Here is an 11,896-nt window from a genome sequence, read left to right on the forward strand (position 1 = left end):
AAGCAATCTGTTGAACTTTTCTGCAATCGCAATAACAAAAAAGGATGCCGTTCCCATCGGGGCTAGAAAGAACTTTTGCATTTCTTTTGACCATTCAATTCAAAATCCCGAACTTTGAAATTTCAACCTTGAATCTAAATACCGCAACCTTACTTTATGAAAATCATTTCCTACAACGTCAACGGAATCCGCGCTGCATTCACAAAAGATTTTTTGGGCTGGCTCAATGTCGCAAACCCAGATGTGATTTGCATTCAGGAAAGCAAAGCTGGAAATGACCAGATTGATATTGATAGTTTTGAAAAATTAGGATATCACAGTTATTGGCATTCTGCAGTGAAGAAAGGTTATAGTGGAGTAGGAATCGCTTCCAAAGTAAAACCAAATCACGTAGAATATGGTTGCGGAATCGAAAGCTACGACAACGAAGGCAGGATTATGAGAGCGGATTTCGATGGCTTTTCCGTGATTTCGGTTTATGTTCCATCAGCTTCTAATATTGAGAGATTGGATTTCAAAATGCAATTCTGTTTCGATTTTCTGGCTTATATCAAAGAACTCAGAAAAACCATCCCGAATCTAATCATCAGCGGAGATTTCAACATCTGTCACGAAGCAATAGATATTCATAATCCAATTGGTTTGGCAAATACTTCAGGCTTCCTTCCAATGGAAAGGGAGTGGATGACCAATTTTATGAATGAAAATAGTTTGACCGATAGTTTCAGATATTTCAATGACCAGCCGGACCAATATTCTTGGTGGAGTTACAGAGCTGGTTCAAGGGCGAGAAACAAAGGCTGGCGTTTGGACTATAATTTCGTTTCCGAACCATTGAAAGAAAAATTGACAAGAGCCGTAATTTTGGCGGAAGTTAAACACTCTGACCATTGCCCAGTTCTTGTAGAACTAGGAATATAAATGATAAATTATAATTGATGAATGATTAATTATTATATTTAGATTTTATCGATTATCATTTATCAACAGTCAATCATAAAAACGTGCACGAACAATTCAATTTTATTATCGAAGTTTTAGGAACGATTTCTTTTGCAATGTCGGGGAGTTTTGCTGCGATGCAAAAACGTCTTGATCCTTTCGGGGTTTTGATTATTGCATTTGTTACCTCAGTTGGCGGAGGAACAGTAAGGGATTTGCTTTTAGATGTTCCTGTTTTCTGGATGACCGATATGCTGACTTGTTCGTTGATATTCTTCACCTGTGTCTTTTCAATGATCTTCAAATCTATCGAGAAGAACTTCAAGGTTACACTTTTTATATTTGATAGTTTTGGACTAGGCTTATTTACCATTATCGGAATCCAAAAAGGGTTGAATGAAGGCCTTCATCCATTGATCTGTTTGACCTTGGGAACAATTACCGGTTGTTTTGGAGGAATCATCAGAGATATTTTATTGAACAGAATCCCGTTGGTATTCCGAAAAGAGATCTATGCAACAGCTTGTATTGTTGGCGGTGGAATCTTTCTGCTTCTATCACGGTATTCTGTTCTGTCTTATGGATTGATTCAGATTTTCACGATTCTTTTGATTGTGATCATTCGTACTTTGGCAGTAAAATACCATTGGCAGATACCCAAATTTTATGGTTACGAGCAAAATGATGAAATGTAATTAAATTTTGTTTTTGTTGAAATATGTAAATTAGATTTGCTTAAAATTTATATATTTGACAAAAAAATAAAGTTTATGAAAAAAAATATACTATTTTCTTCTTTGCTATTAGCTTTTCTATCTGGGAATTCGTTTGCACAAGATTTTAAATTGATACATTCTGATAGTCAGTCTATATCTGTTGATTTTGAACTTGATTCTTTTGCGAAAACGGATAAAAGTATCAATGGTAAAAATTATCATACTTTTTCAAAACAATATTCGGTTCTGATGTCCGAAGCAGGAAATCCTGCAATGCCTTATTTCTCCAAATCTATTCAGCTTCCGGAACAAGGAAACTTCGATTACAAAATAGTATATGACAGCTACGAAGATATCGACAACATCGATATTGTTCCATCCAAAGGAAATCTAAAAAGAAATACTGACCCGGAAACGATTCCTTATATTTTCGGCGAGAATTATAAAAGAGATGATTTCTTCCCTGGAAAATTGGCTCAATTTGGAAATCCGCACATTCTTAGAAATACGAGAGGTGTTACATTTTCACTTTATCCCTATCAGTACAATCCTGTTCGACACAAGCTTAGAGTTTATAAAAATCTAAGAGTAGAAGTTATTTTGAATGATAAAAAAGGAGCAAATGAAATTATTTCTAAGAAAACAGATAATACTTTCTTTAATGATCTTTATTCCAAACATTATCTTAATCACTTAACTTCAAACAAATATACTCCTGCAAAAGAAGAGGGAGATTTATTAATTATTACAGCCCCGGCTTTTGAAAATCAGTTAAGTTCTTTAGTAAACTGGAAGCGAGAAAAGGGCATCAAAACAACGGTTGTGAATACTACAGCTGCAGGAACTACGGATACGGCCATCAAAAATTATATAACCAATTTTTATCAAACCAATCCTAATTTGGTTTATATCCTTTTAGTTGGCGATTCTGGTGATGTTCCTTCTCATACTTATGGATATAATGGAGAGCAGCTTTGGAGCGATTCTTATTATGGACAATTTACGAATGATTATTATCCGGAAGCTTTCGTAGGAAGACTATCCGGAAATAGTCTAGGTATTAAAACTATGACAGACAAGATTCTGGAGTATGAGAAAAGTCCTATTGCCGGAGATTGGATGAAAAATGCCATCGGAATTGGATCTAACGAAGGGAATGGCTATGGAAATGATGGCGAAGCAGATTATGTGCATCTCAGAAAGATTAGAACTCAATTGAAAGATTATGGTTATCAAACTGTTTACGAGTTTTATCAAGGTTCACAAGGTGGAGAAGATGCAGCGGGTGAACCAACACCGACAATGATCAATAATGCAATAAATGCCGGAACAGGATTATTCAATTATACAGGACACGGTGACCTGAATCTGATGGTTACTGGAAATTATACCTCTAATTATGTAAAACAATTGAAGAACAATGGAATGTATCCTTTTGTAGTTTCTGTGGCATGTAATAATGGGACTTTTGTTGGAAAAACTTGTCTTGCGGAAGATCTGATGTCGGTAAGCTATAACAATTCTCCGGCTGGTTCTATTGCCACTGCGGCTTCTACAATTCTTATGGCTTGGGCAGAACCTATGGAAACTCAGGACGAGATGACGAATATCCTTACTGAGGTTTATGAGAACAATAAGAAAGAAACGATTGGAGGATTGTTTTATAACTCACAAATAGGAATGTTGGATAGCTATAATGCTTCCGCAACTGCTATTGAAGTTATGCAAACCTGGGTTCTTTTTGGTGATCCATCTGTTGTTTTCAGATATGATACGACCAAAAATTTAGAACTACAGCATCCAAATCAGATTGATTCATCTACACAAACGCTAACTGTTTCTTGTGAGGAAGAGAATGTAGCTGTTGCTTTGACCAAAAATGGAACTATAATAGGTTCTGCTCATAGCAAAGATGGAAGTGTAGTTTTTGATTTGGGCGGAATTGTTGATGGAGAATCATTAATGATTACTGCAACTAAACAAAATTTCAAACCTTATCAGGCAACGATTGAAGTTAAAACTTTAGGTGTCGCAACTTTCAAAAAAAATGGTGTTAGTGTTTATCCGATTCCTGTGAAAGATATTGTCAACTTGACTTGGGAAAATGCTAGACCGACAAAAGTTTTGCTTTATGATTTGACTGGAAAATTATTGCAAACCATCAATAATACGTCAGATAAAAAACTACAGATCAATGTTTCCAAGTATCCGAAAGGAACTTATCTGTTGAAATACGAGATTGACAACAAAATTTATTCTGAGAAATTAATTGTTGAATAATAAATTTAAGACATAAAAAAGGAGCGAATTATTTTCGCTCCTTTTATTTAGCTAGAAAAACTTCCCTCTGTTTCTCATATTCGGATTGTGCATATGTTTCTGCATTGTCGGCATCTTCAGCTGGTCTTTCATCATCTTTATTTGGTCGGTCATCATTCCTGCTGAGTCCAATTGTTTTGCTTCTTCCAAAAGTTTCTGAGCTTCATTTTTTCTACCTTTGGAAAGTGCAGCAGCAGCCAGATTCAGTTTTGCCATTGCTCTGTCGTGCTTCATATTCAATCCGTAGTCCAAAGCTTTTTTCATCAATCCTTCCGTTTTTTGAGGATTGTCCTGTGCTGTTGTCAAGGCTTGCAAATAGTGGAAATAACCATATTGACTCTTGTGTAGTTGAGATTTGTAATTAGTAATATTCGATAAAAAATTTGCAGCTTTTTCCATATTTTGTTTTCTGAGTTGCCAAAAAGCCAAAAGGATATTTTCGTTTTTGAAGAAAAGTGCGATAGGAATTGCTGAGAGTACAACTAAAACGATTCCCCAACCGATATTACGATCGAACATCAAATAAACACCCAGAGCTATAATGATTGCAGCGATTACAAATTTTATGTATTTGTTCATTTTTAAATTTTAGGTTGCAAAGATAAGAATTAACAAGAAGAATTCCGATAGTTAAGACGTTATGAATTTTCAGAAGAATTAAAAAACTCCCAGACAATTCTAGCCTTGGCTTTTCCAAGAATTTCTTCCAAAGTCACGATGTCCGCTTCTTTGATTCTTTTGACTGATTTCAGTTTACTCAATAATAATTCAATAGATTTTGGACCAACGCCAGGGATTGCTTCCAGCTCCGATTTGATGGTGGAATTAGTCCGTCTGGTTCTGTGATGTCTCACGCCGAAACGGTGAGATTCGTCTCGTACACGTTGGAGAACTTTGAGCGTCTCTGCTCTTTTATCAATATATAAAGGAATTGAATCTTCCGGAAAATAAATTTCTTCCAGACGTTTTGCAATGCCAATGATTGTGATTTTTCCGTAAAGTCCAAGCAATTTCAAACTTTTGACTGCGGAAGACAATTGTCCTTTTCCTCCATCTATCAGAATCAGTTGAGGCAAAGGTTCACCTTCGTCAATCAATCTTCGGTAACGCCTGTAAACGACTTCTTCCATTGTTTTGAAATCATCCGGACCTTCCACTGTTTTTGGATGAAAAATTCTGTAATCTGCTTTGCTCGGTTTCCCGTCTTTGAAAACCACACAAGCCGAAACGGGATTCGTTCCCTGGATATTCGAGTTGTCAAAACCTTCGATATGTCTTGGCTCAACAGGCATTCTCAGGATTCTCTGCATTTCGGACATGATTCGGTTGGTATGTCTTTCCGGGTCAACGATTTGAACTTGTTTCAGTTTTTCAACACGATACTCCTTTGCATTTTTCTCGGAAAGCTCTACGATTCTTTTCTTGTCGCCGACTTTTGGAACGATGAGTTTAACATTCGGGATTTCGATTCCCAAATGAAACGGAATCAAAATCTCTCTAGAACTGGAATCAAATTTCTGGCGAATTTCTACAATGGCTTCCTCCAGAATATCTTCATCCGTCTCTTCCAGAACTTTCTTGATTTCTGTTGTAAAACTTTGCACAATAGAACCATTTCTTATTTTGAAATAATTCACATAAGCTGCTGTTTCATCACTCGTCATCCCAAAAACATCAACGTCATCAATACTTGGATTCACGACCGTGTGTTTGGCTTGATAATCATCTAGAGCTTCGATGTTCTGTTTTAGCATCTGTGCTTTCTCGAATTCCAGATTCGCAGCAAACCGATACATTCTTTCCTCCAGATATTTTTTTGCAAAACGGAAATCTCCTTTGATGATGCCTCGTATGGCTTCTACTTTTTCGTCATAATCTTCTTTAGATTCTAGGTCTTCGCAAGGACCGTTGCAGTTTTTGATGTGATATTCCAAACAGACTTTATATTTGCCTTCAGCGATTTTTGCCGGAGCAAGATTCAGGTTGCAGGTTCTGATTTTATAAAGACTTTTAATAGTGTCGAGAAGGATTCTCGCCGGGCGAACTTTGGCATAAGGGCCATAATATTCCGAACCATCTTTAATTTTGGTTCTGGTCAAAAAAATTCTTGGAAAATCCTCATTCTTGATGCATATCCACGGATAAGTTTTGTCATCTTTCAGCATCACATTGTAAAAAGGCTGATGCGTCTTTATCAGATTGTTTTCCAGAAGAAGCGCATCATATTCACTGTTTACAACGGTAGTTTCCAGCCTGTGAATTTTGGAAACCATTATTCTGGTTCGGTAACCATTCTGATTTTTGTTGAAATAAGAAAGAACTCTTTTGTTAAGATGTTTGGCTTTCCCGACATACAAAAGGTTATCGTTCTTATCATAATAACGATAAACGCCAGGTTCCGAAGGAAGAGTTTTGAGCTGAAGTTCTAAATTGGGATTCACATTACAAATTTAACGAAATCGAATCTTTAAAGCTAATAATGTTGGAGAAATTGTAGAGTGTATTTTTGTGATCGATACAAATTTTAATTTCTAAAATGCTTTATTAATTTGTACCTTGCTTTAGAAACCGAAATATTATGAACGAGATCATTTGTCCGAATTGTAAAAAAGCCTTTAAAGTAGATGAAGCGGGATTTGCGGAGATTCTGAAACAAGTTCGCAATCATCAATTTGAAGAAGAGTTGCAAGAGCGTTTGAAACTCGCTGAACGAGAAAAGAACAGCGAGATTGAATTGACCAAAGAAAGATTCAAAAGTCATTTGCAAGAACAGCTGTCTAAAAAGGATGCTGAGATTTCTCAATTAAAATCGGCCAAAGAATTGGAGTTTACGGGGAAAATTTCCGAAAAAGAAAAAGAGATTCTGGAACTGAAGTCTAAAATTGAAAAAGCTGAAAACGAAAAAAAATTGGCGGTTTCAGAAGCTGTTCAGAAATTCGAGAAAGAGAAAAATAATCTCGAAAATGAAAAGCTGGAATTGCGTAATAGGTTAAATAATAAAGATTTAGAAAAAGAACTTTCAGAAAAATCTTTGAAGGAACAGTTTGATGAAAAACTGAAATCCAAAGATGCTATCATTAAATATAAAGACGAAGAAATTGACCGTGTCAAGGAAATGAAAGCCAGACTATCTACAAAAATGCTTGGTGAAACCTTGGAGCAACATTGCGAGATCGAGTTCAATAAATTGCGTGCAACGGCCTTTCAGAATGTCTATTTTGAAAAGGATAATGATTCTCGCTCTGGGAGTAAAGGTGATTTTATCTACCGAGAAGTTGACGAATCTGGAAACGAAATTATTTCGATAATGTTCGAGATGAAGAACGAAGCAGATTTGACGGCTACTAAGAAAAGGAATGAAGATTTCCTGCGAGAACTCGACAAAGACAGAACAGAGAAAAAATGCGAATATGCAGTGATGGTTTCTCTTTTAGAAGCTGAAAATGAGTTTTACAACACAGGAATAGTCGATGTTTCCCACCGGTTCGAAAAGATGTATGTCGTTCGTCCACAGTTTTTTATCCCAATCATCACGCTTCTTAGAAATGCGGCTATGAATTCCTTGAAATATAAGAAAGAACTCGCTTTGGTAAGGAATCAGAATATCGACATTACCAATTTTGAGGAGAAAATTGATAGTTTCAAACAAGGCTTTGCGAAAAATTATGAACTGGCAAGCCGGCAATTCAAAACTGCGGTTGAAGAAATTGACAAAACGATTTCCCATCTTCAGAAAACTAAAGACGCATTACTATCTTCAGTCAATAATCTTCGCCTTGCCAACAATAAAGCCGAAGATTTGACAATCAAAAAACTGACTTATGGCAATCCTACAATGAAGGCTAAGTTTGATGATTTAAAATAAAAACAAATTTAAAGGTTTAAGATATTTAGTTTACCTAAATCTTTCTATTCTTCGCCAACGTCGGAATCGAGATTAGGCCCATTACGAGCATAATAATAATTTGCAAAGGCAATGTGATGAAAGAGTAGGCGAGTCCTAATTCTCCGCCTTCTACAGCATCTTTTCCCATAGAAATAAACAAAGCGGTGAAACCAAATTTCATTGCGAGGTTAAAAGCTCCAATTCCGCCACTTGCAGGAATGATCATTCCTAAAGTTCCGACAACCAAAATGAAACATCCGTCAGCTGGTGTGAAGTTCGAAGTTTCGGGTAATGAAAAGCAGACTAAATATGAAGCGAAAAAATAGCAAACCCAGATCCCTGCAGTTAGAAGGATGAATTTTCCTTTTTGTTTTAAGTTGAAAATGGTTTTCAAGCCTTCAAATACACCTTTGGCAAAACTGATTAATTTGTCTTTTTTGTAAATGAATAGATATACTAAAGCTAAGATTATAAGAATTACAATTGACACTTTTAAGTAAAAATAAAATTGTTCTAAATTAGTTATTCCAATTTTTGTCAATTGTAATTCAAACCAATTTAATTCTTTTTTATCATCTGGTTTCTGTTCTGCTGCTAATTTATAGAATGATAGTAGTGTGTCATATTTGAACACTAAAGTTATCAAGGCAAAAATTCCCATACAAACCAAATCAACAACTCTTTCCAGAATAATGGTACCAAAAGATTTGTCAACCGGAACTTTTTCAACACCATAAAGTGCAGTTGAACGCGCAACTTCTCCACTTCTTGGGATTGTAAGATTCATCAGGTATCCGAAAGAAAGTGACCAAAGAGAATTGCTGTTGGAGATTTTATAACCCATTGGCCCCAAGAGAAGATTCCATCTTACAGCCCGAAAAACGTAGGCTGAAACCCCAAAAATGGCTGCGAACAAAACCCAAAGATAATTGGCTTTCTGCAAAGAATTTTTGATTTTGTCAAAGTCTAATCCTCTAAGTGCAACCCAAAGAAAAACTCCTGCAATTGCAATAGAAATTAAAACTGTAAGAATGTTTTTGAGTACTAATGGCTTCTTATCTTCCAAGATACTGTTATGTTAGAAGATTAGTTTTTTCGTCTGGAAAAACGATTTTTGGCTGGAAGTCTTCGGCTTCTTCAGGTGTCATCTGTGCATAAGCTATGATGATTATGACGTCATTTTTCTGCACTTTTCTGGCAGCCGGTCCGTTTAGACATATTTCCCCCGATTTTCTTTTTCCTTTGATAACATAAGTGTCAAAACGTTCGCCGTTATTCACATTCACAATGTAAACTCTTTCGCCAACAATCAAGCCAGCTGCTTCTATAAGGTCTTCATCAATAGTAATACTCCCAATGTAATCAAGGTCCGATGCAGTGACACGGACTCTGTGGATTTTCGATTTAAAAACTTCGATTAACATAGATACAAATTTACGCTAAATAAATAAATTCGGAAATTTAAAGTGGTATAATTTTGTATTGAATATTTGCTTAAAATAATATGAAAACCATATTAAATTTATGAATTTATGAATATGGATAGATTTTTGATTATTTCTTATAATTACTGATAAATAAAGGAGAATTATTGTAATTGAACTCTCTTAAAAGTCGTGTTTTCGTTGATAATCGATTTATGAAAAATTCATTATAATAAAATAAATAATATATTCTTCGCTAAATTTTGTAAAAATATTTGCACGATATTAAAATTGTCTTATATTTGCTATAACAACATAACTTTAATTAATAAATATTATGAACAAGTCTGAATTAATCGACGCTATCGCGAAAGATGCAGAAATCACAAAAGCTGCTGCTAAAAAAGCTTTGGAATCATTTGTTGCTAACGTAACAGAAACACTTAAGAAAAAAGACGGTAAAGTATCTTTAGTAGGATTCGGGACTTTCTCAGTATCTGAAAGAGCTGCAAGACAAGGTATCAACCCAGCAACTAAAAAACCAATCAAAATTGCTGCTAAGACGGTTGCGAAATTCAAAGCTGGAGCTGATTTGGCCACTGCAGTTTCTGGAGCTAAGAAAAAATAATTTATTTGATAATTATCAAATAAAAAAAACCGTCGATCGACGGTTTTTTTTATTTTTATGGTTTAGGTATTTTCATCATCTAAAAGATGTCCGAAAAAGTCCTTTTTTGTCTTAAGATAAGATGCGCTTGCATCATTAGACTTGATCTGTAGAGGAATTCGGGAATTGAATTTAATATTACTATTTTTAATGATCTGGATCTTTTCCGGATTGTTGGTCATTAGATTTAGAGATTTTACATTCAGTTTCTCTAACATTTCTATTGCGATACCAAAATCTCTGTCATCTGCAGGTAGTCCCAATTCTAAATTTGCCTGTACAGTATCGAGACCTTTTTCTTGCAGTGCATATGCTTTTAGTTTATTGATGATGCCAATATTCCTGCCTTCTTGTCTGAGGTAGATGATCAATCCCCCGTTTTCCTGCATATATTTCATTGCAGAATTCAGTTGCTGCCCGCATTCGCATTTCTGGGAATGAAAAACTTCACCTGTTATACATTCTGAATGGATTCTCACATTAACTGGTTTACTCAAATCCGTATTTTTAGCAATCAGAGCCATATGGGGCATCCAATCTTTTTCATTTTCAGAAAAAGCCATCATTCTGAACTCCCCAAAGTCTGTGGGAACATTCGATTCTGCTTGTAATTGTAACATTAAATCAATAAGTGTTAATTGGAAGACATAGAAGTCTCTTCAATTTTTGATTGAGACGCTTCTAAGAGATTGATATTGGTCTTGATCTTTACCATATATCTATTCAGAACTTCGTCATCATCCTTTATCAGGAACTTTCTTAACTTCTGAATTTTTTTGTAATATTTTTCAAAATCTGCCAGAGATTTGTGCTTTGAAGATGGATTGAAGTCTCGAACTGCACCCAAATAATCTGAAAGTGAAACTTTTAAAGAAGAAACCTCTCTGTTTACCGCATCATTCCTGAATTTTGGAAATGTTGCAATCAAATTGGAAATGGAAGAGGCGTAAACAATAGCTTCAGGAGAAAGGTAAGCGTAAGTATCTGAAACAGCACCAGAATGTAACTCATCTGATGCTGCCGAACTTGTAGAGCAAGAGCCTATAACCGTAATTATTACTAATATTGCTAAAAGTTTACTGAAACTTTTCATTTTTCTGCATTTTTTGATACAGGATAGGGTTAAGACTTTCATCATTATACATCTTCATTTGTTTATAAAGTTTCATCTTAACTTTGCCGTTCTCTATATCATCAAGTAGCTGATCTATTGCTGTTGACAGATCTTTGTGTTGTTCCAGAAGGATCTGTAATTTTTGTGAACATTGTAATTTATGCTCTTCAGAAGCGTCTTCACGAGAAGCTTCTATAGACATATGATAAATCTTCAGAGATAAAATAGAGAATCTATCTATGCACCAAGCTGGAGTTTCGCTATTGATTCTAGCATCGGGATTTGGAGTGATAGTCTCAAAATTTTTATAGAACCAAAAATCGATCTGTTCTACGAGGTCGGTTCTTTTTTGATTAAGTTTATCAATTCTCCTTTTTATTTTTAAAGCCTCTACCGGGTTGATATCTTCTTCTCGGATAATATCTTCCAAATGCCATTGAACGGTGTCAATCCAGTTTTTTGAATACAAAATCCATTCCAAACTGTTAGCTTGGAATGGATTGTTTTCTGTTGAATCTACGTTGTCTGTAATGTGATAATCGTTAACAGATTGGTTAAAGATCTCCCATGCTTTTTCTGTCAAACTCATTAATACTTCGATTTATTAAGAAGGATTGTTGTTTGTTGGAGTAGAAGAATCATTATTTTTCTTGTCCTCATCTTTCACGGCATCTTTGAATTCCTTGATGCCTGAGCCTAGACCTTTCATTAATTCAGGGATTTTTTTGCCTCCGAATAATAAAAGTAATATCAAAGCAACAATCAGAATGTGCTGCCAAGATAAGCTTAATATAACTGTGGATATTGTCATTTTAAAATTTTCTGTAA

At 35.2% G+C, this 11,896-nt stretch carries 13 protein-coding genes; 5 read left to right on the top strand and 8 right to left on the bottom strand.

The annotated features are described in order from the left end of the window. The first annotated feature begins 156 nt into the window (after positions 1-156). The 3 genes from RTX21_RS15300 (at position 157) to RTX21_RS15310 (ending at position 3,938) form a co-directional block, all read left to right on the top strand. Positions 157-921, top strand: coding sequence for an exodeoxyribonuclease III (locus tag RTX21_RS15300; protein WP_312768934.1), 765 nt, complete (start codon positions 157-159; stop codon positions 919-921). Positions 922-1,004: 83 nt separating this feature from the next. Continuing rightward, positions 1,005-1,637, top strand: coding sequence for a trimeric intracellular cation channel family protein (locus RTX21_RS15305; protein WP_312768935.1), 633 nt, complete (start codon positions 1,005-1,007; stop codon positions 1,635-1,637). A 75-nt stretch (positions 1,638-1,712) separates the two neighbouring features. Next, complete coding sequence (locus RTX21_RS15310; protein WP_312768936.1) at positions 1,713-3,938, top strand: C25 family cysteine peptidase; 2,226 nt, start codon at positions 1,713-1,715, stop codon at positions 3,936-3,938. A gap of 51 nt (positions 3,939-3,989) precedes the next feature. Here RTX21_RS15310 and RTX21_RS15315 read toward each other — a convergent pair whose 3' ends face one another. Further along, positions 3,990-4,556: a DUF2892 domain-containing protein gene (locus RTX21_RS15315; protein ID WP_312768938.1), complete on the bottom strand. Its 567-nt coding sequence runs from the start codon at positions 4,554-4,556 to the stop codon at positions 3,990-3,992. A 59-nt stretch (positions 4,557-4,615) separates the two neighbouring features. Next, positions 4,616-6,418 (bottom strand): excinuclease ABC subunit UvrC, encoded by a 1,803-nt coding sequence (gene uvrC / locus RTX21_RS15320; RefSeq protein ID WP_312768940.1) that lies wholly within the window; start codon positions 6,416-6,418, stop codon positions 4,616-4,618. 137 nt (positions 6,419-6,555) lie between these two features. Between uvrC and RTX21_RS15325 the strand changes: the two genes are divergently transcribed. Then, positions 6,556-7,842 carry a DUF2130 domain-containing protein gene (locus RTX21_RS15325; RefSeq protein WP_312768941.1) on the top strand — a complete coding sequence of 429 codons (1,287 nt, stop codon included), beginning with the start codon at positions 6,556-6,558 and terminating at the stop codon, positions 7,840-7,842. Between the two features lie 34 nt (positions 7,843-7,876). Here the strand turns inward: RTX21_RS15325 and RTX21_RS15330 are convergent, their stop codons facing one another. After that, complete coding sequence (locus RTX21_RS15330) at positions 7,877-8,932, bottom strand: lysylphosphatidylglycerol synthase transmembrane domain-containing protein (protein ID WP_312768982.1); 1,056 nt, start codon at positions 8,930-8,932, stop codon at positions 7,877-7,879. 4 nt (positions 8,933-8,936) lie between these two features. Further along, a complete protein-coding gene (gene panD / locus RTX21_RS15335; protein ID WP_312768942.1) occupies positions 8,937-9,287 on the bottom strand; it encodes an aspartate 1-decarboxylase in 351 nt (116 codons plus the stop codon). 337 nt (positions 9,288-9,624) lie between these two features. Between panD and RTX21_RS15340 the strand changes: the two genes are divergently transcribed. Further along, a complete protein-coding gene (locus tag RTX21_RS15340; RefSeq protein WP_027383582.1) occupies positions 9,625-9,915 on the top strand; it encodes an HU family DNA-binding protein in 291 nt (96 codons plus the stop codon). A gap of 62 nt (positions 9,916-9,977) precedes the next feature. Here the strand turns inward: RTX21_RS15340 and ribA are convergent, their stop codons facing one another. The 4 genes from ribA to RTX21_RS15360 are packed head-to-tail and all read right to left on the bottom strand — an operon-like array spanning position 9,978 to position 11,879. Further along, positions 9,978-10,574 carry a GTP cyclohydrolase II gene (gene ribA / locus RTX21_RS15345; RefSeq protein WP_312768943.1) on the bottom strand — a complete coding sequence of 199 codons (597 nt, stop codon included), beginning with the start codon at positions 10,572-10,574 and terminating at the stop codon, positions 9,978-9,980. A 14-nt stretch (positions 10,575-10,588) separates the two neighbouring features. Continuing rightward, the gene (locus RTX21_RS15350; RefSeq protein ID WP_312768945.1) at positions 10,589-11,047 is read right to left on the bottom strand and encodes a hypothetical protein; all 459 of its coding nucleotides are present in this window, start codon (positions 11,045-11,047) and stop codon (positions 10,589-10,591) included. After that, positions 11,031-11,657 carry a DUF4254 domain-containing protein gene (locus RTX21_RS15355; protein ID WP_312768947.1) on the bottom strand — a complete coding sequence of 209 codons (627 nt, stop codon included), beginning with the start codon at positions 11,655-11,657 and terminating at the stop codon, positions 11,031-11,033. The genes RTX21_RS15350 and RTX21_RS15355 overlap by 17 nt, the downstream gene beginning before the upstream one ends. Positions 11,658-11,672: 15 nt before the next feature. Beyond that, positions 11,673-11,879, bottom strand: coding sequence for a twin-arginine translocase TatA/TatE family subunit (locus RTX21_RS15360; RefSeq protein ID WP_312768948.1), 207 nt, complete (start codon positions 11,877-11,879; stop codon positions 11,673-11,675). Positions 11,880-11,896: the final 17 nt, after the last annotated feature.

This window comes from Epilithonimonas sp. (assembly GCF_032054305.1).
Taxonomy (GTDB): domain Bacteria; phylum Bacteroidota; class Bacteroidia; order Flavobacteriales; family Weeksellaceae; genus Epilithonimonas.

Excerpts from the sequence above, each read along its gene's own strand:
- RTX21_RS15315 (WP_312768938.1), bottom strand. The coding sequence starts at position 4,556 with ATGAACAAATACATAAAATTTGTAATCGCTGCAATCATTATAGCTCTG.
- ribA (WP_312768943.1), bottom strand. The coding sequence starts at position 10,574 with ATGTTACAATTACAAGCAGAATCGAATGTTCCCACAGACTTTGGGGAG.
- panD (WP_312768942.1), bottom strand. The coding sequence starts at position 9,287 with ATGTTAATCGAAGTTTTTAAATCGAAAATCCACAGAGTCCGTGTCACT.
- RTX21_RS15350 (WP_312768945.1), bottom strand. The coding sequence starts at position 11,047 with ATGAAAAGTTTCAGTAAACTTTTAGCAATATTAGTAATAATTACGGTT.
- RTX21_RS15355 (WP_312768947.1), bottom strand. The coding sequence starts at position 11,657 with ATGAGTTTGACAGAAAAAGCATGGGAGATCTTTAACCAATCTGTTAAC.
- RTX21_RS15340 (WP_027383582.1), top strand. The coding sequence starts at position 9,625 with ATGAACAAGTCTGAATTAATCGACGCTATCGCGAAAGATGCAGAAATC.
- RTX21_RS15310 (WP_312768936.1), top strand. The coding sequence starts at position 1,713 with ATGAAAAAAAATATACTATTTTCTTCTTTGCTATTAGCTTTTCTATCT.
- RTX21_RS15300 (WP_312768934.1), top strand. The coding sequence starts at position 157 with ATGAAAATCATTTCCTACAACGTCAACGGAATCCGCGCTGCATTCACA.
- RTX21_RS15360 (WP_312768948.1), bottom strand. The coding sequence starts at position 11,879 with ATGACAATATCCACAGTTATATTAAGCTTATCTTGGCAGCACATTCTG.
- RTX21_RS15325 (WP_312768941.1), top strand. The coding sequence starts at position 6,556 with ATGAACGAGATCATTTGTCCGAATTGTAAAAAAGCCTTTAAAGTAGAT.